This window comes from Gemmatimonadota bacterium, from assembly GCA_040388625.1.
Lineage (GTDB): Bacteria > Gemmatimonadota > Gemmatimonadetes > Gemmatimonadales > Gemmatimonadaceae > Fen-1247.
This window is the reverse complement of sequence record JAZKBK010000001.1, coordinates 231,564-253,190: the sequence shown is the minus strand read 5'-3', so window position 1 is coordinate 253,190 and position 21,627 is coordinate 231,564. Positions and strand designations below refer to the sequence as shown.

General features: G+C 62.2%; 22 protein-coding genes. 16 read left to right on the top strand and 6 right to left on the bottom strand.

Annotation, left to right across the window (positions count from 1 at the left end):
* Window positions 1-143 precede the first annotated feature (143 nt).
* Window positions 144-629, top strand: a complete 486-nt coding sequence (locus V4529_01120) for a Clp protease N-terminal domain-containing protein (GenBank protein ID MES2356920.1) — start codon at window positions 144-146, stop codon at window positions 627-629.
* Window positions 630-642: 13 nt separating this feature from the next.
* On the opposite strand, the gene V4529_01115 is transcribed toward V4529_01120, so the two are convergent.
* Genes V4529_01115 through V4529_01105 form a run of 3 tightly spaced genes read right to left on the bottom strand, consistent with a single transcriptional unit; the run spans window position 643 to window position 2,699 of the window.
* Window positions 643-1,617, bottom strand: a complete 975-nt coding sequence (locus V4529_01115) for a threonine/serine dehydratase (GenBank protein ID MES2356919.1) — start codon at window positions 1,615-1,617, stop codon at window positions 643-645.
* Window positions 1,614-2,015 carry a RidA family protein gene (locus tag V4529_01110; protein MES2356918.1) on the bottom strand — a complete coding sequence of 134 codons (402 nt, stop codon included), beginning with the start codon at window positions 2,013-2,015 and terminating at the stop codon, window positions 1,614-1,616. The genes V4529_01115 and V4529_01110 overlap by 4 nt, the downstream gene beginning before the upstream one ends.
* Before the next feature lie 21 nt (window positions 2,016-2,036).
* The gene (locus tag V4529_01105) at window positions 2,037-2,699 is read right to left on the bottom strand and encodes a cytidylate kinase-like family protein (GenBank protein ID MES2356917.1); all 663 of its coding nucleotides are present in this window, start codon (window positions 2,697-2,699) and stop codon (window positions 2,037-2,039) included.
* Between the two features lie 164 nt (window positions 2,700-2,863).
* On the opposite strand from V4529_01105, the gene V4529_01100 reads away from it, so the two are divergent.
* The 5 genes from V4529_01100 (at window position 2,864) to V4529_01080 (ending at window position 6,965) form a co-directional block, all read left to right on the top strand.
* Window positions 2,864-3,676 carry a M48 family metallopeptidase gene (locus V4529_01100; protein MES2356916.1) on the top strand — a complete coding sequence of 271 codons (813 nt, stop codon included), beginning with the start codon at window positions 2,864-2,866 and terminating at the stop codon, window positions 3,674-3,676.
* A 37-nt stretch (window positions 3,677-3,713) separates the two neighbouring features.
* Window positions 3,714-4,460, top strand: a complete 747-nt coding sequence (locus tag V4529_01095; protein ID MES2356915.1) for a hypothetical protein — start codon at window positions 3,714-3,716, stop codon at window positions 4,458-4,460.
* A gap of 456 nt (window positions 4,461-4,916) precedes the next feature.
* Window positions 4,917-5,600 (top strand): lytic transglycosylase domain-containing protein, encoded by a 684-nt coding sequence (locus V4529_01090; protein MES2356914.1) that lies wholly within the window; start codon window positions 4,917-4,919, stop codon window positions 5,598-5,600.
* 4 nt (window positions 5,601-5,604) lie between these two features.
* Window positions 5,605-5,781, top strand: coding sequence for a hypothetical protein (locus tag V4529_01085; GenBank protein MES2356913.1), 177 nt, complete (start codon window positions 5,605-5,607; stop codon window positions 5,779-5,781).
* A 755-nt stretch (window positions 5,782-6,536) separates the two neighbouring features.
* The gene (locus V4529_01080; GenBank protein ID MES2356912.1) at window positions 6,537-6,965 is read left to right on the top strand and encodes a hotdog fold thioesterase; all 429 of its coding nucleotides are present in this window, start codon (window positions 6,537-6,539) and stop codon (window positions 6,963-6,965) included.
* A 50-nt stretch (window positions 6,966-7,015) separates the two neighbouring features.
* Here the strand turns inward: V4529_01080 and V4529_01075 are convergent, their stop codons facing one another.
* Window positions 7,016-7,363 (bottom strand): hypothetical protein, encoded by a 348-nt coding sequence (locus V4529_01075; GenBank protein MES2356911.1) that lies wholly within the window; start codon window positions 7,361-7,363, stop codon window positions 7,016-7,018.
* Between the two features lie 164 nt (window positions 7,364-7,527).
* Between V4529_01075 and V4529_01070 the strand changes: the two genes are divergently transcribed.
* Together V4529_01070 and V4529_01065 are read left to right on the top strand one after the other, a co-directional pair.
* On the top strand, window positions 7,528-8,874 hold the full coding sequence (locus tag V4529_01070) for an erythromycin esterase family protein (GenBank protein MES2356910.1): 1,347 nt from the start codon (window positions 7,528-7,530) through the stop codon (window positions 8,872-8,874).
* 408 nt (window positions 8,875-9,282) lie between these two features.
* Window positions 9,283-10,863 carry a hypothetical protein gene (locus V4529_01065; protein ID MES2356909.1) on the top strand — a complete coding sequence of 527 codons (1,581 nt, stop codon included), beginning with the start codon at window positions 9,283-9,285 and terminating at the stop codon, window positions 10,861-10,863.
* An 11-nt stretch (window positions 10,864-10,874) separates the two neighbouring features.
* Here V4529_01065 and V4529_01060 read toward each other — a convergent pair whose 3' ends face one another.
* Both V4529_01060 and V4529_01055 read right to left on the bottom strand, forming a co-directional pair.
* Window positions 10,875-11,900 (bottom strand): DUF4118 domain-containing protein, encoded by a 1,026-nt coding sequence (locus V4529_01060; GenBank protein ID MES2356908.1) that lies wholly within the window; start codon window positions 11,898-11,900, stop codon window positions 10,875-10,877.
* A gap of 24 nt (window positions 11,901-11,924) precedes the next feature.
* On the bottom strand, window positions 11,925-12,614 hold the full coding sequence (locus tag V4529_01055) for a response regulator (GenBank protein ID MES2356907.1): 690 nt from the start codon (window positions 12,612-12,614) through the stop codon (window positions 11,925-11,927).
* 325 nt (window positions 12,615-12,939) lie between these two features.
* Between V4529_01055 and kdpF the strand changes: the two genes are divergently transcribed.
* Genes kdpF through V4529_01015 form a run of 8 tightly spaced genes read left to right on the top strand, consistent with a single transcriptional unit; the run spans window position 12,940 to window position 21,622 of the window.
* Window positions 12,940-13,029 (top strand): K(+)-transporting ATPase subunit F, encoded by a 90-nt coding sequence (gene kdpF, locus V4529_01050; GenBank protein MES2356906.1) that lies wholly within the window; start codon window positions 12,940-12,942, stop codon window positions 13,027-13,029.
* On the top strand, window positions 13,029-14,753 hold the full coding sequence (gene kdpA / locus V4529_01045; GenBank protein MES2356905.1) for a potassium-transporting ATPase subunit KdpA: 1,725 nt from the start codon (window positions 13,029-13,031) through the stop codon (window positions 14,751-14,753). The genes kdpF and kdpA overlap by 1 nt, the downstream gene beginning before the upstream one ends.
* On the top strand, window positions 14,753-16,804 hold the full coding sequence (gene kdpB / locus V4529_01040) for a potassium-transporting ATPase subunit KdpB (GenBank protein MES2356904.1): 2,052 nt from the start codon (window positions 14,753-14,755) through the stop codon (window positions 16,802-16,804). Before kdpA ends, kdpB begins: the two co-directional genes overlap by 1 nt.
* On the top strand, window positions 16,801-17,400 hold the full coding sequence (gene kdpC, locus V4529_01035) for a potassium-transporting ATPase subunit KdpC (protein MES2356903.1): 600 nt from the start codon (window positions 16,801-16,803) through the stop codon (window positions 17,398-17,400). The genes kdpB and kdpC overlap by 4 nt, the downstream gene beginning before the upstream one ends.
* Complete coding sequence (locus V4529_01030; GenBank protein MES2356902.1) at window positions 17,397-18,812, top strand: outer membrane beta-barrel protein; 1,416 nt, start codon at window positions 17,397-17,399, stop codon at window positions 18,810-18,812. Before kdpC ends, V4529_01030 begins: the two co-directional genes overlap by 4 nt.
* Before the next feature lie 33 nt (window positions 18,813-18,845).
* Complete coding sequence (locus V4529_01025; GenBank protein MES2356901.1) at window positions 18,846-20,030, top strand: universal stress protein; 1,185 nt, start codon at window positions 18,846-18,848, stop codon at window positions 20,028-20,030.
* Window positions 20,027-20,671: a hypothetical protein gene (locus V4529_01020; GenBank protein MES2356900.1), complete on the top strand. Its 645-nt coding sequence runs from the start codon at window positions 20,027-20,029 to the stop codon at window positions 20,669-20,671. The genes V4529_01025 and V4529_01020 overlap by 4 nt, the downstream gene beginning before the upstream one ends.
* A 9-nt stretch (window positions 20,672-20,680) precedes the next feature.
* Window positions 20,681-21,622, top strand: a complete 942-nt coding sequence (locus V4529_01015; protein MES2356899.1) for a ring-cleaving dioxygenase — start codon at window positions 20,681-20,683, stop codon at window positions 21,620-21,622.
* The last annotated feature ends 5 nt before the right edge of the window (window positions 21,623-21,627 follow it).

Here is a 21,627-nt window from a genome sequence, read left to right as displayed (position 1 = left end):
AATACCCCTCGGCCTCCCACGGCGTCAACCTCGGCGCCTATCCGCGATCAGCCGCTGTTCCGCGCAAACCGTCTGTCGCGAGGGCGTGACACATGTGATATCAGCCCGCCGTTGCGGAGCGGGCAAGGATATGGAGGTGCGTCATGTCGTGGAAGAGTGGCTTTACGGACCGGGCTGAGGATACGCTGGGGCTTACCAGCGTCGCGTTGAGGCGGCGCCCGTCGGCGTTGGCAAGTACGGAGCTATTGCGGGCCATCGAAGGGTGCGGACCGTCACTCGCCCGGGGTGTACTCACCGCGCTCGATGTGAGCATCGACGAGGTGCTGGACCGTGCCGATCAGATTTCCCGCGAGCGCGAAGCGAATCTGCGCCTCCGCAGATTTCCGGTCAGGCCGGCTTCGCTCGAAATGATCGTTCGGCGCGCCGAGGAGGAAGCAGCGATGCTGGGCAATCGCCGGGTCGGAACGGAGCACCTGTTACTCGCGATCATTTCGGTGCACGATGATCCGACTACGTCGGCGTTGCGGGCGACTGGCGTCACGCAGGATACGGCGCGCGGAACGATTCGGAGGCTGCTCGTGTCATGGACCGACAACGGGACTCCGCGGCCACGAGTGAGCGCGGCGTAGAACTGCCGACTGCTTATGCGGAATGATTTGCGGTAAACTCGCGCAGCGCATCCATCGAGATGTTCCCGCCGCTCAGTACAGCGATCGTCTCGCCGCTCGGCCTCACCTTCTCCGCCAGCAGAGCGGCGAGTGCAGTCGCGCCACTGGGCTCCGCGACGAGCTTCAGTTCGCGAAATAAATAGGCGGCGGCTTCCGCGATCTCGTCTTCGGTCACCGTGATAATCTCGTCGGCGTAACGGTGCAGATGCGCGAAGTTGACCGTGCCGATCTTTACCGCCAGCAATCCGTCGGCAGCGCTCCGAGCACGGTCGATCGCCACGGGCGTTCCGGCGCGCCATGCGGCCGAGAGCTTCGCCGCACCTTCGGGCTCGACGACTATCACTCGCGCAGCGGGGCGCATCAGCTTGACGATCGTCGCGATCCCTCCGCTCAATCCGCCGCCGCCGACGGGAACGACGAAAGTCATCGCGTCCGGCTCGTCGGTGAGTATCTCGAGGCCGCAGGTCGCCTGCCCCGCGATGATCCGGAGGTCATCGTATGGCGGAACGATCGCCGCTCCAGTAGTGCGAGAGAGATCTTGTGCGGCGGACATGCGATCATCCGTCGTAGTGCCGGCGAGCACAGCCGTCGCCCCCCATCGCTCTACACCAGCGCGCTTGATCGGTGTTACCGTCGTCGGCATCACGATAGTTGCGGGAATTCCGAATATGGCCGCGACGCATGCAACGGCCTGCCCGTGATTGCCCGACGACGGTGCAACTACCCCGCGCGTCCGATCAGCCGGATTCATTGTCGCGATGTAGTTGTAAGCACCGCGGAACTTGAACGAGCCGGTACGCTGAAACGAATCCGCCTTCACACCGCACGCAACTCCAAGTCGCTCGGCCAGATCGAGTGCCGAAATTATCGGCGTGTGAACCGCCTGCCCCTGCAGTCTCGCAGCCGCTGCATCGACATCCGCGCGAGAGATGAGAGTCGCGTCGCTCACGTGGCTGCCTCCGGACCGGTCGCTTCGACCGCAGCGATCGCCTGAATCTCGATGAGCATGCCGTGTCGCAGCTCGCCGCTTGGCACGATCGCGCGCGCGGGACGGTGATTCCCCATCACGCGCGAGTAAACAGCGTTCACCTTTCCCCACAGCGATACGTCGGAAACATAGACCGTCATCTGCACGACACGATCGAGGCTCGTTCCAGCTGCGCTTAGAATCGCGCCAACGTTGGCGAGCGCTTGCGCGGTCTGGTCTTCTATCGGACCGGGCTCACGCGACGGATCCCTGGGGTCGATTGGCAGCTGGCCGGCTACGAACACAAAACCGCCGTGCACGACTCCCTGTGAATAGTGTCCGGCGGGTATCGGCGCGTCCGGCGTGGAGATGAATTTCATGTGACTCGTGGTTGGATAGTGTCAGCTGCTCGATGCGTGTACCGGATTTGCGTGACCGCGCGCGGCAATGATCGACGTGACGCACGTTACTGCCTGCTCGATCGTGACACGAGCAGTGTTGAACTGAACGTCGAAGAGCAGCGGGTCAGCCCAGTCCTGATGATAATAGCGCTGGACGTACGCCTGTCGCTGACCGTTGATGCGTCGCGCGCTGGCCGCAGCTTCCTCGGGCGTCCCTCCGTCGCGTGCGACGAGTCGCTCGACACGGGATTCCGGCGTTCCGACCAGTCGGATGTGCATCGTGCCCGGCCGCTCCCGGAGGATCATCTGTGCGCCGTGCCCGACGATTATGGCAGGTGGATGAGCCGCGGCCTCCACGATCTCGGCATGAGCGGCCTGTGCGATGGAGTCCGGCATCAGCAGATCGCTTGTCTCGATCTGCATCGGAGCTTCCGGAGGTGATATGAGCAACGTGGAGGCGATCCTGGCGAACAGGCCCGGCGTCTGCTCGTCCCGTTGCCGGACTGCGCCACACTGTACGTGCAATCTGGCGGCAACGCGCTCGGGGAGATTCCCGTCCAGCACCGGCCAGCCCAACGCAGCACCCAGAGCGACCGCGAAATCGCTCCCCCCAGCACCACACTCCCGCGATACAGTGACGAGATCCACAGCGGTCGGCTGCATTCGGTAACCCTCCGGTTCGACGCGGTCCGCTGCCAACTTATCTGCGAGAACCCTGCCGGGCAACGCCGCGCGTGCCAGCCAGAGTGGTCCGGTTCGTGCCTTTCCGATGCCTACGGAGCAACATCTCACTTTGCGAGGGCACGATGCATCACCCCGGGATCACAATGCGAACCACTTCATTGGCTGTTTCACTCGCAGGCGCCGCGCTCCTCGCAGGGTGCGCGGTGTCCACGCAGCAGGAAGTCCAGATGGGGCAGCAGGAGGCTCAACAGATTTCCACACAGCTTCCGATGCTGCAGGATGCGCAGGTGAATGCGTACGTCAACGATCTCGGCAATGAGATCGCGAAGCGCACATCCCGCGCGGATCTCGACTGGCATTTTGCCGTGGTCAACACCGACGTGGTGAATGCCTTTGCGCTTCCAGGCGGATTCGTGTACGTGAATCGCGGCGTTCTCGCGCACGCAAGCACGATGGACGAGCTCGCCGGCGTATTGGGACACGAGATCGAGCACGTCGTATTGCGTCATTCCGTGAAGCAGATGCAACAGCAGCAAGGCGCGAATGTCGGCCTCGCGATCGCGTGCTCACTCACCAACGTGTGCAACAATCAGGCGGCCGCGACAGCGATCAACATCGGCGGTACGGCCGTGTTCGCGAAGTTCAGCAGAGAGGACGAGGTGCAGGCGGACAACGGCGGATTCCAGAACGTAATGCGGGCGGGCATCAGTCCGGCCGGAATGTTGAGCTTCTTCAAGAAGCTGCTGGCCGAGGAGCAGTCGCAGGGGAGCTCCGGATCGACAGCGGCATGGTTTTCGGATCACCCCGGAACCGAGGACCGCATAGCTGACATTCAGCGCATGCTCGCCAACGTTCCGTCCGCGCAACTCGCCAAGCTGCAAACCGATTCCCCTGCCTTTCAGTCGATGAAACGCCGGCTGGCGCAACTGCCCCCGGCACCTCCGACCAAGCAGTAGGTTCGATGGATGGCGCGCGGGTAGCTACCTTTGATGGATGCCCCCGCGCGCCCTCCGCGTCCTGCTATTGATTGGATTCAGTCTCGCGCTACCGACGTCGCGAGTCCGCGCACAAAATCCAACCAACGCCGATTCCGGCACCGCGCGTACCGTCCCGTGCAACGTCCCGTGCAACGTCCCGTGCAACGTCCCGTGCAACGTCCCGTGCACCGTCGCAGACACTGCAGCGACCGACAGCGCTGCGCCACTGCGTCCGATGACCTTCGCGCAGAAAGCAGAGTTCTATTCTGACAGGACGTTTTCCATTCGCACTGTACTCGGCGCATCGTACGCTGCCGGGATCGCGCAATGGCGCCGCACTCCCAAAGAATGGGGCACCGGCATCAGCGGTTATGCTCGACGCGATGCAGCCGCATACGGCGGCGGAGTCGTTCGCCACACAGTCGAGTTCGGCGTGGGTGCGTTGTTGCACGAGGATCCGCGTTTCGAGCGATCCGCGCGCAACGGCTTCACTGCACGCACCGAAGATGCGTTGCACAACACACTCTTCGTGCGCACCGACGACGGAAGTCACAGAATCGCGTGGTCGCGCGCTGCCGCCGCAGTCGTGACGGGATTCGCGGTGAACAGCTGGGAGCCGCGTCGCATGCACAGCCCGCATCACGCCATGATGTTGTCGCTTGCCGGCGTGCTGAGTTACGCCACCGGCAACGTGTCCGAAGAATTCACGCCGGACATAAAACGATTTCTGCTTCGCAACACGCCGCTCGGCAGACGTCATTAGCCGCGCGAGGTGGCAATGGCAGGATCCCGCGCCGGCATGCCCAATCGTGCGTACATGCGCTTGTGGCACGATGCATGATACGGGGTCGAGAGCAGCAGAACAGTTGTGATGATGCGACGGTGCAACATCTGCCTCGTGAGCCACTAACGCGATGTTATCCAGTAGTGACCCAAAGTGGTCATTTTTTAGGGAATTATGTCGCAATTATCAGCATCACACGAATGACAATTCGCATGTTCTCGACAGTTTTGTAGTGGCACGCATTCCGCGTCAGAGATCGGTTGTGCATGTGTAGGAAATGCACAGACGATGCACGCAATCTCACATTAGATTGCGTGCGGAAGCTCCTTCGCAAGTCCACGGATCTTGAACCCGGGGTGCACAGATGTCGATACAAATTGTTGAAGTTGTCAGCACCACATTCGTGCTGCGACGCTCTCTGATCAACAGCTGGTTGTGATCCCGGTCGTCTGCGGTCCGTTGTCGGTGCTGCCTCACTCTGCCGACGCGTGGACCCCTGGCCCTCGGCCGAGCGCAATCAAACGCAGGCTGCGCAATGCAAAGCCGCTGAGTTATCCGGTGATGCTGCTTGCGTGCGGCGTGCTCATCGCGAACGTCGCTCCGCGCGTTCCGGTCAGACCGCTTCCCATGTCACCAGTGATCGTACTCGCACCGACGTTGCAGCAACGTGGGCTCGAGTTGCGTCGCGATACGCTTGCCGGATGGCTGACACGCAAGCACGTCGATTCAGTGACTGCATTTGAATGGGCGCGCGAATTTCAGACGTATGGTGAACAGGCGCGGGTGAATCCCAAGTTGCTGGTTGCCATTGCGTACGCCGAATCGGAGTTCAATCCGCGCGCGACGAGTCATGCTGGCGCGATAGGTCTCATGCAGGTGCTCCCGGAGCGTGACTCGTGGAGAGAATACGAGGCGCGTTGCGGCAAGATGACACCCAAGTCGCTGCACAATCCACGCGTCAACATCTGCTTCGGCGCGCACATCTTCGGGGAATTCCTCAGGAGCCATCACGGCGACAACGATCGCGCGCTGGCGGCCTACAACAATGGAACCGGCGAGATGAACTCATACCCCGACCGCGTCTATGCAAGCCTGGCGGCTCTCAAGCGCGGACAGTGAACCGGTGGTGACGGTTTGGCGGTGGGATTCCGATACTTGGGGTGACACCCCCTTTCGAGAGATCATGCACCCGCACCAGCACAATCAGCTTCGCGACGTGATCATGCTCCCCGTTTTACTGATCGTCGCACTCGCGGCCTGGACCGCCACCTACGTGAGCGCTCTCACTTCGAGGCGCTGACAAACGGGGTTAAACGACATCGGCACCCCAGCTCTAGCTGGGGTGCCGATGTCGCTTCGGGCCTCGACCTCCGCGGAACTGTGCTAATGCCTGTGCTGAGGCTGCTGCTGAGGGCGCGGCGCAGGCCTGGGGACCGCGGCCCGCTGTGGGGGCACCGCTGGCTTCTGGTTGACCGTTGGCCGCGGCGGCGGCGGCGCTAGGGGCCTTGGATGGGCGATGCGTCCCGTGCTCGGTGGCAGCACGGGCCTCCCGTTCGCCGGCGGTCTCAGCTGACCCTCTCTGGAGTTGCCGTTCCACGGGTGCAGCCCGTATTGCCCGGGGACTCGGAAGGTCCCGTCGGGCGAGCGACGGCGATATACGGGAGGCGTCACGATGACAGGCGGCCGCAGGTACACGTAGCCTGGGTAGCCATAACCGTACGGCAGGCCATACGGCGCGTAGCCGTAGCCATAATAGTCTGCATAGGGGTCATATCCGTACCCGCCAACGGGGTAGGCGACGACGGTACCTCCATAGCGTCCCGACGACACCGCGGCTTCCTGCGGAGCGGGATGGAAACACGCACCAAGTGCCAGAAGGCAAACGGCCGGAGCGGCATACCTGCCGAATTTCGAGATTCTTCGCTGCACGTACCCTCCTTCCAAATCGCCCTTTTCTTACCCCGTGGGCGCCGTAATGTCGCACAGGTCCGTCCTTCGACCCATGTGCGAATTCCGGTCCCAAGCCTCGTCCTACCGGGTGTTGTAGCTTTCACCATGCCTGAACAAACAGACCGACTCGCCTGGCTTCGCGCGCTCAGGACCCGCGGACTCCCGGACGCGGTTGGGATAGAGGTACTGGAGCTTACTCCGACGCGTGTCGTAGCGACGATGCCCGTGGACGACCGGACCAGACAGCCGTTTGGCCTGCTTCACGGCGGCGCATCGGTCGCTCTGGCCGAGACAACCGCGTCGCTCGGTGCGTTCGCGAACATAGATCCGACGCAGTTCGCCGCAGTCGGCGTCGAGATCAACGCGAACCACATTCGCTCCAAGCGAGAGGGTACGGTTCGGGCCGTCGCCGAGCCGGTTCATGTTGGACGTACGACTCAGGTGTGGTCGATCAGGATCGCTGACGAGGAGGATCGTACCGTCTGCGTGGCGCGCTGCACCATAGCGATAGTGAAGGCGCCAGCGGCCGATTAGCAGCTAGAAACGGCGCGGGCGGCTGGCTCACCGGGCCTTTTTCAACCACGTTACGGAGCCGCCCTGCGGTCGGGCCCTGTGCGGCGGCTCCAGCCGTCTCGCGGCGACGGGCCTCCGGCTTCTCCGGCCGCTGGCGTGGCCGGAAGATCGGCGATTCCAGGTTCCGGCTGAACCGGAGCGCGCCGCGACGACGGAAGTCCGGCGGTCCGCCCATTCCACGCCGGTGCAGGCGGCGGCACGTCGCTCTCGTCTCTGGCCGGAAAGAAGAGGAAAGGGGGTGGTGAGGTGCTTCGATGGCGCCGATGCCGGATTCGCCGGGCGACGATGTCCCGATTTACGAGGAATATCGGGACCGCGATCAGAAGAACCACAAAGGCGATTATTCCGGCAGTTGCCATTTGAGCCTTGAGTCGAGGGATGAACGAACGCGAACCGTACCGCTCGCCTGCCCCGTCCTTGCACGCTTCATGCGAGGAAAGTGATGCAGTGCGGTACAGAGTTTCATACAGGCCGATATCGCCCCGGTTCCACCGTGGGTGAGTAGGCTCCGTCGCTGCGCCCGATGATCTCACCTACTGTCCACAAATCCGATTTCGCCGCGCGCGGGCTCACCAAATCCCTTGGCAATGCAGCGCTGCCCCTGGACAATGCAGATGATCTCGATCCGTTGATCGACGCGATCGGCGAGGCGCGATACGTCCTGCTCGGCGAGGCATCGCACGGCACCAGCGAGTTCTACACGTGGAGAACAGCGCTGTCCAAGCGGCTCATTCTCGAGAAACAGTTCTCGTTCATAGGAGTCGAGGGCGACTGGCCGGACTGCTATCGGGTGAATCGCTTCGTCAAGGGATACCAGAACTCAGGCGCGAGTGCGGCGGAAGTCCTGCATGCGTTCGATCGATGGCCGACGTGGATGTGGGCCAATCGCGAAATCGTCGCACTCGCGGAATGGCTGCACGAACACAATCGAGGCCTGCCGGAGGAGCAGAAGACGGGATTTTACGGCCTCGATGTGTATTCGCTGTGGGAATCGATGGCGGCGGTAGTCGATTACCTCGAAGGCGTCGATCCCGAATTCGCGCGGATGGCGAGGAATGCGTACGACTGCTTCGAGCCGTTCAACGAGGATGTACAGGAGTACGCGCGCGCGACCGCGCTGGTTCCGATGTCCTGTCAGGACGAGACCGTTCGCGTATTGCGTGAGCTTCGAGCCAGAGCCCCCGAGTTCCGCGAAGACGGGCGCGAGGCGTACTTCAATGCGGAGCAGAACGCGATCATAACGCGCGGTGCGGAGTTGTATTACAGAACCATGGTTCGCGGCGGACCGACGTCGTGGAATGTGCGCGATCATCACATGGTCGACACGCTGGATCGGCTCATGCGTCACCACGGCGACCGCGCCAAGGCAATCGTATGGGAACACAACACACACGTGGGCGACGCCCGCTTCACCGACATGGCGCGGGCCGGCATGGTGAACGTGGGCCAGCTCGTGCGACAGAGTCACGAATCGGAAGGCGTGGTGCTCGCTGGCTTCGCAACGCATCACGGAACCGTCATCGCCGGCCGCGAGTGGGGGGCACCGATGCGCAGGATGGAGGTACCGAATGCGCGAGTCGGAAGTGTCGAGGATCTCGCTCATCTCGGGACTGACGGTCGTGACGCACTGTTTGTCTTCGACGGCAGCGACGACGGCGGCATAGAAGGGCTCGATGCGCCGCTGGACAATCGCGCGATCGGCGTGGTGTACGATCCGCGTGCGGAACGTTACGGCAACTATGTACCGACCATCGTTCCGCGCAGATACGACGCCCTGCTTTTCATCGATGAGACTCGTGCGGTGGACCCACTGCACATGCCCGTGCGCGTCTCTGCTGACGAGCCGGAGACCTATCCCAGTGGAATGTAGTTTCCGCTAGCGCCGGTCGGATACGTCCCGGTGTCGGTTGGGTTCGGCCGCGGTGCCCGGGCCGTTTGCAGCGCGGCGCGTTGAACCGTTGCTGCCGTCGTGCTCGTCTCCGCGCCGGTGTGGACGCGTCGGTTCGAACGTGCCTTCAGTGTCCTCCGCGATCTGTTGCGGCGTGCGATGACCGTGCCGTGGGTATGGATCGAACATGATGCACTCCTTTGGACAAGACTTCCCCGTGTGAGCTGATCAGGCTCATATTGGTGCACCTCATCGACTGCAGTTTGTGCGCCCTCCTGTCGGCAATTGGGCGATTGGTCGACGCCCCCGGCGAAGCCCACGCATTGGCTGCATATTATCCGGGGCCCTGCTGCCAGTCGCGCAAACATCGCGTTTTGTCACGGAGGATACGTGTTCCTGCTTCGCGCCACAGCGCGCGGCCTCGCTGTCACCGCTGTCTGTACGCTTGCCGCAATTCCTGCGACGACGCCCCAGTCACAGGCAAGCCTGGTTTCCGCACCAATCTCCGCGGTTCACTACGACGTCACGGCCGATTCGGCATCCGTTGGAAGCCGCAAGCTCGGTGTCGCCATGACGTTCCGAACCGCCAGCACGAAGCCGGTGGTGCTCGCGCTTCCAGCGTGGTCGCCGGGTCACTACACGTTGCTCTGGTTCGCGCGCCGAGTGTCGAACTTCACCGCAGAGTCGAACGGCTCGCCACTGGAGTGGCACATGCTCGACTATCAGACGTGGGAGATCATCCCCAAGGCACCGGGCGAGATCCGGGTATCGTTCAAATATCTGGCCGACACGATCGATCGGGCGGTTGCGTGGACCAAACCGAATTTCTCGTTCTTCAACGGAACCAACCTGTTCATGTATCCCGCAGGTCGCAGCCTCGAATGGGGCGCGAGCGTGACCGTTCATACCGAGCCGTCATGGCGTGTCGCAACCGGGATGACACCGTCGACTCAACCAAACACCTTTTCGGCCACACGGTATCACGACCTCGTCGACATGCCGTTCTTCGTGGGTCGCTTTGCCATCGACAGCACCAACGTTCAGAATCACTGGATCAGGCTTTCCATCTATCCCGATACCGTGATGACCCCCGAGCTCCGGACACGCTTTCTCGGATGGGTGGACAGATTCGTCCCGGCCGAGATGGCTGTCTTCCGCGATGTTGAATTCAGGAACTACACGATCTTCTTCGTGGCCGACACCGTCGTCAACGCGGGCGGATTGGAGCACCAGAACTCCCAGATGGATGAGATACCGCTTGCCCGACTGCAAGACACTCCTGCCAGCCTGTTCTCGCACGAATTCTTCCACTCGTGGAACGTCAAGCGCCTCCGGCCGGCGGACATGGTGCCGTACCGCTACAGCGACGCGCAGCCGACCAGGTGGCTCTGGGTGAGCGAGGGAATAACGGATTACTACGCCAATGTTGCGCTGGTGCGCGGCGGAATCACGGACAGCACGGGATTCTACAACGCGATTGCCGCCTATATCATGGCAGCCGATCACGCGGGGGCGGTGTCGTTGAGTGATGCATCGCTCTCGGTGTGGGTGGATCCCGCCAACAGCATGAGCGGGATCTACTATCCAAAGGGCGGCCTGGCTGGCTTTCTTCTCGACATCATGATCCGCGATGCGAGCGACAACAGCAACTCGCTCGATACCGTGATGCGCACCCTCTACAACACCACCTACAAGCATGGCAAGGGCTTCACGAGCGGCGACTGGTGGTCGGCAATCAGTCGCGCGAGCGGCGGCAAGTCGTTCGACGAATTCAGACGGCGATACATCGATGGACGCGAGCCGATGCCGGTCGACGCCGTGCTTGCGCTGGCAGGCCTGCGCGCAATACGTGACGGCGCCAACGGACGAGTGAGAGTTACCGAGACGCCGAACGCCTCCGCAAAGGCGGTAACGGTGCGAGAGGGCATACTGCACGGCGATGGCAGTTCCGGCAACCGCCGCCAACCGTAGCTACATGGCAGCTACATAGCGCTCGACGGCGCGAGCGGCAGGAAGAGAGTGAACACACTTCCGCCGCCCGCGCGCGCTTCGTAATCCACGCTACCGTGCTGCGCCGCAGCGAGACCACGCGCGATCGAAAGCCCCAGGCCGGCGGAAACGCTCCGCGTGTCGCCGTAAGCCGTGTCGAGCGCACGTGACTCTCCCTGCTCGGCGACGCCGGGCCCGCGGTCTGAAATGCGGACCACCATTCGCCCACCCTCCGCGCCGCCGGACACATGCACGTGCGCGTCCACTGGCGAGTACTTGAGAGCGTTCTCGACCAGGTTCGTCACGATTCGCAGCGTTTGCACGAAATCGAACATGCCAATGACGAGCTCATCCGGACGATCCAGCGAGACGTCAAGGCGATTCCTGTCCGGCCGGCCGGCAAACTGACGCACCACCACGCCGAGCAGATCGTCGAGCGCATTCGGCTGGGGAGCAACCGGGAAATTCCCTGCACTCATCCGGGCGGCGTCGAGCAGATCGGTAACCAGGCGATTCAACCGGTCCGCTTCCTCTTCGATTATCGCCGCACGCTCGTCTCCATCCTGTGACAGCTCGTGCGCGAGGCCCTTGATCGATGTGAGAGGCGTCCTGAGATCGTGTGAGACTGCGGCGAGCAACGCATCCTTGAGTCGCTCGCCCTCGCGCGCAGCCATCTCTCGCTCGACCGCCGCGCGCTGCGCTCGCGCCATGTACAGCAGCTGCGCAGCTACGAGGCTGGTGACGAGGAACGCCACGAGTGCGAGCCAGTCGAGCGGATTCCGAACGACCAGCGTACCGTACGGCGGCAGGAACATCAGATCGAAGATTACAAACGAGACAAGCGACAAGACTACGCCCAGCGCCCGTCCTCCGGCGGCGCTCGCACCCAGTATGACGAGGAGAAAGACGAGGATGACGTGCGCCTTATCGAGATCGGCGCGGAAGGTGAGCAACAGCAACGTGACCGCAACGAGCGCAAGCGTCCACACTGTCCACATCGTCATTGCGCGATGCTTCATGGCATTGCCATCATGCCGTTCCCATCACGACGTCCCTGCAAAACGGTATCCGATCCCAGGCTCGGTCACTACGTAGTGCGGGTCGAGCACATCGTCTTCTATCTTGCGTCGTAAGTTCGCGATGTGCGTGCGCAGATATTGCTGCGCGTCGCCGTACCGTCGTCCGGCCCATACCGCCCCGAAGAGCTGCGTGTGAGTGAGAGTCCGTCCAGCGTTCACTGCGAGCGTGCGTAGCAATTCCCATTCGATGGGAGTAAGGTGAATTATCTCGCCATCTCGTCGGAGGGTTCGTCCTGCGAGATCCATGACGTATGGCCCGAACTCGATACGCAGCGACGGCGCGTTGCCCACGCCCGCCCGTCGTAGCAGCGCGCGTACGCGGGCCTGAAGCTCCACCGTGCTGAACGGCTTCGTGATGTAGTCATCGGCGCCCGCGTCGAGCAGCGTCACCTTCTCGGACTCCGAATGTCGCGCCGACAGTATGAGGATCGGTGCGACACACCACGCGCGCAGCTCCCGGCAAACCTCCACGCCTTCTGCGTCCGGCAGACCCAGGTCGAGCACGACAAGCGCGGGCTGCTCCGACGCTACGAGATCGATGCCCGCTGTCGCGGTACCTGCTTCGAGTACCCGGTCGAAGTCGGATTCGAGCGCGTGGCGCAGCACGCGTCGAATGGGAGGGTCATCCTCGATGATCACGGCGGAGCGCGGCACGACGTGAAGTCTACAGCATTGGCGCCCCAACGCTACCGGGACGGCCGGCCGCGGACGCAGGAGCCATGCCTCGCGCCGGCTTTGTACAATCTTTGTACCGCAGTCCGGCGTCATTGTGCGCCATGCACGGCATCTCGCATAACGTCCTGAGTGAAGTTGTCCGAGCCGTTTCGGACCGAACGAGAACCGAGCAGAGGCTGGCAGACACCATCATGAGTGACGCAATCTACGTGGCGACGACGTTGATCTTCTTCGCGTTGATGATCGCATACGGCTACGGCTGCCGAGCGCTGGGACGCGACGCCGTTGCGGACCGGGGCGATCCGTGACCGCCGATTCGATGGTAGCCGCGATCGTAAGCATCGCGCTCGTCTGCTACCTGTTCTATACGCTGCTTCGTCCGGACAGGTTCTGATGACTTGGATCGGGTGGGCTCAGATACTCGCATTCTGCGTCGTGGTGTTCCTCGTCACGAAGCCGGTGGGCATCTATATCACGCGCGTGTACGACGGATCACTGCACTATCTCGGACGCGCCGAGCGAGTGATCTACCGTGTGTGCGGGATCGATCCGAGTGAGAACCAGCACTGGCTGGACTATCTCATTGCAATGCTGCTGTTCAGCGCAGTGTCGATGGTGGTGACTTACGCCGCATTGCGGGCACAGGGGCATCTCCCCCTGAACCCGCAACATTTGCCAGGCATCGTGGACCGGCAGGCATTCGAGACTGCCGCATCGTTCACCACCAACACGAACTGGCAATCGTACGCCGGTGAGACGACGATGTCCTACCTGTCGCAGATGATGCAGCTCGCGTTCCACAATTTTGCGTCGGCAGCGGTGGGAATGTGCGTTGCGGCAGCTCTCGTGCGCGGCATCGCCAGCCGGTCCGCGGGTCATCTCGGGAACTTCTGGACCGATCTGGTCCGCGGCGTGATCTACATCTTCATTCCCGGCGCCATCGTCCTGGCGCTCCTGTTCGTCCAGCAGGGCGTACTACAGAATTTCAAGCCCTATCTGACTGTCGGAACGATCGAGGGGGCAAAGCAAGTGCTGGCAATGGGACCGGTCGCGAGTCAGGAAGCAATCAAGCAACTCGGCACCAACGGCGGCGGCTTCTTCAACGCGAACGCGGCGCACCCATTCGAGAACCCGACGCCGTGGACGAACTTCCTGCAGATGGTCGCGATCTTCATCGTGCCGGCGGGAGCGACCTACTGGTTCGGTCGTGCGGTGAGGCACCAAAAGCATGGATGGGCGCTCTGGGCCGCCATGTTCGTCATGTTCATCGGCGGGACTGCAGTTACCTACAAGTTCGAAGCGGCTGGCAATCCGATACATGCTGCGGAAGGCATCGACGTGCACGCAGCATCCGGCCGGATGGCTCAGTCCGGCGGCAACATGGAAGGCAAGGAAGTGCGCTTCGGCATCGCAGCGTCGGCGCTGTACGCCACGGTTACGACCGACGCGTCGTGCGGCGCCGTCGACGCGATGCACGACTCGTTCACACCGATCGGCGGACTGGTGCCCATCGTCAACATGCAGCTCGGAGAGTTGATCTTCGGCGGAGTCGGTGCCGGTCTCTACGGCATGCTCAGCATGGTGATCCTGACTGTGTTCATCGCCGGTCTGATGGTTGGCCGCACACCGGAATATCTCGGGAAGAAGATCCAGAGCCGCGAAGTGCGCATGGTCATGCTGTACGTGCTCGCGGCGCCGATAGTCGTGCTCGGGATGACCGGCATCGCAGCAGTGCTTCCGGCCGGCCTCGCGGGACGCAACAACATGGGGCCACACGGCCTGAGTGAAATACTGTACGCATTCACCTCGACGTTCGCCAACAACGGGAGTGCGTTCGCAGGACTGACCGGCTCGACCTATTTCTATAATACGACGCTTGGGATAGTGATGCTGCTCGGGCGGTTCGTGCTGATCGTGCCAGTGCTGGCACTCGCAGGTTTTCTGTCAGAGCGCAAGGTTGCCGCCGAATCGGCGGGCAGTTTTCCCGTGGATACACCTCTCTTTGTGATGCTGCTGATCGGCGTGATCCTGATAGTCGGCGCGCTCACGTTCTTCCCCGTATTGTCGCTCGGGCCGATCGTCGAGCACTTCCTGATGCACGCCGGGAGACTCTTCTAATGGCCGCGACCAAGCGAACACTGCTCGACCCTGTCATCGCGCGCGCAGCCATTGTCGACGCATTTCGCAAACTGCATCCGCGCCACATGGTACGCAATCCGGTGATGTTCGTCGTATTCATCGGCAGCGTACTCGCCACAATCGCCATTGCGCGCGATCCTGCGAATGTGGGATTCAATGCGCAGCTGGCCGTATGGCTCTGGTTCACCGTACTGTTCGCAAACTTCGCCGAAGCCATGGCCGAAGGACGCGGCAAGGCGCAAGCTGACTCGTTGCGGCGCTCACGTCATGAAACCCAGGCCAAAAGACTCGGGGATCCAGCGAATCGTGACGATCTCGATCTCGTTTCTGCCGAATCTCTACGCAGGGGCGACGCGGTACTCTGTCTGCCGGGCGATGTGATCCCGGGCGACGGCGAAGTGATTGACGGAGTGGCATCAGTTGATGAGTCGGCTATCACTGGCGAGTCGGCACCGGTCATCCGCGAATCCGGGGGTGACAGGTCCGCCGTAACCGGTGGCACGCGAGTGCTCTCCGACTATCTGGTGATCCGCATCACGGCAAATCCGGGCGAGACGTTCATGGACCGCATGATCGCGCTCGTCGAGGGCGCATCGCGCCAGAAGACGCCCAATGAGATCGCACTCACGATGCTGCTTTCCGGGCTGACGATCGTATTTCTGATGGCCGTCGTGACACTCGCGCCGTTCGCGAGCTACAGCGGCGTATCCGTAAGTGTTCCGGTTCTCGTTGCACTCCTGGTATGTCTCATCCCTACCACCATTGGCGGCCTGCTCTCGTCGATTGGCATTGCGGGAATGGATCGGCTGGTCCAGCACAACGTGATCGCGATGAGCGGACGATCCGTCGAAGCAGCTGGAGACGTCGACACTCTTCTTCTGGACAAGACGGGGACCATCACCCTGGGAAACAGGCAGGCCGTGGAGCTCTATCCGGTATCGGGTGTCGCGCTCGAGTACCTGGCCGATCGTGCACAGCTGGCATCGCTTCCGGACGAGACTCCGGAGGGACGCAGCATAGTCGTGCTTGCGAAGGAGCGCTTTGGGCTTCGCGGCCGCGAGGTCGGCGCCGAGCAGCACATGACTTTCGTTCCCTTCTCCGCCACGACGCGCATGAGCGGCGTCGATCTGCTGGATGGCGAGCTGCGCAAGGGCGCATCGGATGCGGTCGCGCGATACGTGACGCACGCGGGAGGGGTGATGCCACGCGACATCGGTGACATCGTCGAACGTATCGCACGTGAAGGCGGCACACCGCTCGTCGTGACGGAGCGCAACGGTGCTGCGCCGCGCGTGCTTGGCGCCATATATCTCAAGGACATCGTAAAGGGAGGGATGAGGGAGCGCTTCGACCGCTTGCGTGCGATGGGAATCCGAACGGTGATGATTACCGGTGACAACCCGCTCACGGCGGCGGCTATCGCGCGCGAGGCCGGTGTGGACGACTTTCTCGCCGAGGCAAAGCCGGAGGACAAGCTCGAGCTCATCAGGCGGGAGCAGAACGGCGGACGGCTCGTCGCGATGACGGGTGACGGGACCAACGACGCGCCAGCTCTGGCGCAGGCGGATGTCGGTGTCGCGATGAATACCGGTACCCAGGCGGCACGCGAGGCCGGTAACATGATCGATCTCGACTCGAACCCAACCAAGCTGATCGAGATAGTCGAGATCGGTAAGCAATTGCTGATGACGCGTGGCTCGCTCACGACCTTCTCCATCGCGAACGACGTCGCCAAATACTTCGCCATCATCCCGGCAATCTTTCTGACCGCATTCCCGGTGCTCGGCGCGCTCAACGTGATGCGTCTGCACTCGTCACAGTCCGCGATCCTGAGCGCGGTGATATTCAATGCATTGGTAATCGTAGCGCTGATTCCTCTCGCGTTGCGCGGAGTGAAGTATCGTCCGTCGTCAGCCGCGCAGATACTACGGCGCAATATTCTGATCTACGGAGTAGGAGGCATCATCGTGCCTTTCATCGGAATCAAGATCATCGACGTAGTCCTCACCTTTACTGGAGCCGTATCATGATACGCCGCCAGATTTGGACCGCCATATCGGTGACGGCCGTTCTCATAATTCTCACCGGGCTCGCATACCCGATGCTCGTGACCGGCATTGCACAGCTTCTGTTTCCGGACCAGGCCAACGGTTCACTCATAATCGAAAACGGCCGGATTGTCGGAAGCAGGCTTATCGGTCAGCGCTTCTCCGGCCCGAAATATTTTCATCCGCGTCCATCCGCTGCGGGGGCCGGCTACGATCCGCTCGCGAGCGGCGGCACCAACAGGGGGCCGACAGACCGCGACCTCGCAGATACGCTCATCGCCAACGCCGTAGACTCGATTATTGCCAATGACGGCGCGCACCGTGGTGGAATCCCTGCCGACCAGGTGACGTCATCCGGTTCAGGCCTGGATCCTGACATCTCGCCCGCGAGCGCGATGATTCAGATCGCGCGCATCGCGCGTGCGCGCAACGTCGATTCCTTGACAGTCGCCGAAATCGTCGCCCGACACATCCAGGGACGCCAGTTTGGGTTGTTCGGCGAGCCCCGTGTGAATGTCCTCTCGCTCAATCTTGCGCTCGATTCAGGTCTCGCTCTTGCCACCAGGGCCACAAGATGACCAACTCGAACCGTCGTCCCGCAAAAGCAACCATGTTCGTGCTGATCATCGCCATCGCCGGACCGCCGAGCGCTTCGGCGCAACAGAGCGATTCATCCTCGAAGAAGGACAGCTCGACGGCCGCGGCGGCGTCCATCTGCGGCACCGACAGCGCACCTGCGCCGTTTGCGTTCGCCGACTTCACGTGGCTGAATGGCAACAGTCGACAGCACGTATCGGTGCTAGATACAAAGGCATTCACTGGCGAATTCCGTGCTGACGTCAGCTACATCGGCGACTTCAACAAGCCGAAGGATCACACGCTGGTCGGTACTTCGGAGAGCGGCCGGACGGGAGAATTCCAGGTGCAACAGCTGGGCGTGGGCGGGGATTTTCACTGTGGCCACGCGCGCGGGCGACTCATGACGCAGTTCGGAATGTATTCAACGATGACCCCGCGCAACGACGCCAGCCCCTCACGCGGCCAGTGGGATCTTGCCAACGCATATCGATACCTGTCGGAGGCGTATGGTGGATATCACTGGAACAAGCTGAGCGGCGTCAACCTGGACGCCGGGATCTTCATGTCGTACGTGGGGCTGTTCAGCTACTACAACTACGATAACTGGGCGTACCAGCCGTCCTACGTGTCGTCCAACACGCCATGGTTCTTCAACGGTGTGCGGCTACAGATATTCGTCAATGACAAGCTCAAGATCGAGCCGTGGCTCGTCAACGGCTGGCAGTCATACGGAATGTTCAACGACACGCCAGGTGCCGGTCTTCAGGTGCTGTGGCGCCCCAATGGCGCCGTCTCGGTTCACTCCAACAGCTATTACGGTCACGACTGGCTCGGCATCCCTCATCGCATGCGTGTCCACACCGACAACAGCCTGCAGCTCAAGTACTACGATCATCCGACGGGACAGCTCGACAGGGCGGCGTTCTCATTGACAGTCGACGCGGGATGCGAGAGCGGTGGCGGCGTGCGATGCAGTTCATCCGGCGCAGGCGGGCCGCCGCAGAATTTTCTCGGCTTCATGTTCTACAACAGAGCCTGGTTTGCGAGCAACACCATCGGCCTTACGCTGGGGGGCGGAGCAATGAACAACCCGGGACGATATCTCGTCCTGATGCCACCGATCAACGGTGCAACTGCTTTTTCAGGAACTCCGTACTTCACCGAGAACCCCGGTGACAAGTTCGGCGCATGGGACGCATCAGCGACTCTTGATTTCATGCCGGACGAGTTCACCACGTTCCGACTCGAGCTCGATCACCGCGCTGCAAACGTGCCATATTTCGCCGGATTCGGTGGAGTCACACCGCCCGGCGGAAATGTGGGCGCCCCCGGATCGCTGGTACAGGGCTGGTCGCCCGACCTGCGCAAGACCGAGACCCGCCTCAATCTGGCGCTTCTCGTAAAGATGTGAGGAATCAGGATGAGCGCCCCGAGTAACGGAGAAATGACGGGCATCGACGCCGCGCCCGGATCAACTGAGTTCCTGCGCCTGCTCGAGAGCCGCGAGCGCGGGAAGCTCAAGGTGTACATCGGATCGTTCGCCGGTGTCGGCAAGACCTACCGAATGTTGCAGGAGGGTAATGCGCTTCGCGCGCGCGGCATCGACGTCGTAGCCGCGTTCGTCGAGTCACACGGACGCGCTGAGACCGAAGCGCAGCTTGCCAACCTCGAGGTGATTCCGCGCCGTCGCGTCGAGTATCGAGGCGTCGTACTCGAAGAAATGGACGCAGATGCGGTGATCGCGCGCGCACCCGCTGTCGCGTTGGTCGATGAGCTCGCCCACACGAACGTGCCGGGCGGCAGACACACCAAACGGTGGCAGGACGTCGAGGACATACTCGACGCCGGCATAAGCGTCATAAGCGCGGTGAACATACAACACGTCGAATCACTGAACGACGTTGTCCAGCAGACGCTCGGCGTGACGGTGCGCGAAACCGTGCCGGACTGGGTGCTCGCCAAGGCGGATCAGGTCGTCAATCTGGACATAAGCGCCGAGGACCTCCGGCAGCGGTTGCTGGAAGGCAAGATCTACGCGCCCGAGAAGATTCAGTCCGCACTTACAAATTTCTTTACCGAGGAGAATCTCACCACCTTGCGCGAGCTTGCACTGCGCGAAGTGGCGAGTAGCGTGGACCGTATTCGCGAGGGAATCGCTGCCAGGGGTGTACCATCTGCGCGGAACAACAGCCATGGCGGCCGTACAGCAGATCGCATTCTCGTCGCGATGTCGAGCAACCCGCCGTACACGCAGATGCTGCTCCGCAAGGCCAGCCGGATCGCCGGCCGTCTCAACTCCGACTGGTATTGCGTGTACGTGCAGACTCCCAGCGAGCGAAGCGACCGCATCGATTCAGCGCTTCAGCGACGGCTGGTCGAGAACATTCAGGCTGCGCAGAGCATGGGTGCGGAGATCGTGAAGCTCGAGGGCACCGACGTCGCCGCTGCCATCTGCCAGTTCGCGCGTGAGAAGAGCATAACACTGGCAATCGTCGGCCAGTCCCGGCGAAGCTTTCTGGATCACATCCGCCGCGGCTCGGTGATCGACAAGCTCATCAACAACACTCAGGACCTCGACGTTCTCGTCGCGGCTTTCAACGAACGTCCTACCACCCCTACGTCACCATGAGCACACCAATATCATCGGACGCCGACTACACGTCCGCGCTTGCAACAGCGGCCACGTCCGCCGAGCGCTCGCTCGACGACGCGCGCATACCGATCCACATTCTCCTTACCGCGCAGTTCGGCGAGCTCAACGACAACCAGGAGGAGATGCTTCGCGATGCCGCCGCTGCGCTCGACAACATCGCCGAGGAGCTCCACGCACTTCGTGACATCGCAGGCGCGGATCGCGCGGTCGCGGCCGCGCGGCGTGACGTGGTGCGAGTTGGCGAGATCCTGCGAACACTTCAGCCGGAGCTCATGGCGCAGGCGTCACGCGCCGATGTATCGCTCGTGGTGAACGTTGCGCCCGGCCTGCCCAGCACGATCGGCGCGTTCACTCAGCTCCGTGATGCAATCCGCCTTACGCTGGCCGACGACATTCGATATGCCATACCCGGCAGCACAGTCACGATCGACGCTTCCGCCACCGCGGATGAGATACGCATCACGTCATGTTGCGGTGCGTCCCGATCGGTGAGTGTGAGCCTACTGTTGGCGGAGCGCCTGCTCGGCGGCCAGGGCGCGCGGCTCGAGCAGAGCGACGGACGAACAACCATTGCCGTCCCGCGAGTGGCTCCGCCAGGGACTGGAGGGGCGCGTTAACTTCCCCGTATGAACGAGATCAGCGGAATCCATCACGTCACGGCCATCACCGGCAACGCTCAGGCGAACCTGGACTTCTACACGCACGTACTCGGCATGCGGCTCGTGAAAAAGACAGTGAACCAGGATGTGCCGGACACGTACCATCTCTTCTATGCGGACGCCGACGGCAACCCCGGTACCGATCTCACCTTCTTTCCGTGGGCCGACTCACCACCGGTCCAGGATGGCATAGGGCTCGCGATGGAGGTTTCACTCGCGATACCGTCGGCGAGCGTGCCATACTGGCGTGCCAGGCTCACTGACTTCGGCGTCGCGATAGAAGCCGAATCGGTGCGTCACTCGGAGCGCACACTTGCCATTCGCGATCCCTTCGGACAACCCCTCGCACTCGTCGCGACCGACGACGCTCGTACATTCGCCGCGTGGGATCGTAGTCCAGTGCCAGCGGAGCATCAGATCCGTGGGCTGCAGTCAGTTCGATTGTGGGAGCGCGATCTCGCACTGACCGAAGATTTCCTCGTCAACGTGCTCGGCTTTCGCGCCATGGGGGTGGAGGATGGATGGCACCGTTACGGAGTCGGTGACGGTGGATCGGGAAGGCATCTCGACATTCGTGAGATTCGGGGCGGCACGCGCGGCCGCTGGGGCGTCGGCGGAATCCATCACGTTGCATGGCGAGTTGCCGACGATGCTGCACAGCTCGCAGTGCGCGCGCGAGTGGAAGCAGCACACCGTCGTCCGACCGAAGTCATCGACCGCTTCTGGTTCCACTCGGTCTACTTTCTGGAGCCGGGCGGCGTGCTGTTCGAAGTCGCGACCGATGGGCCTGGCTTCACGATCGACGAGAGCGCCGAATCGCTGGGCGAGACGCTGGTGCTCCCGCCGTGGCTCGAGCCGGAGCGCACGAAGATCGAATCCGAATTGCCGCCGCTGACGGTCGCATCGTAGAGCGG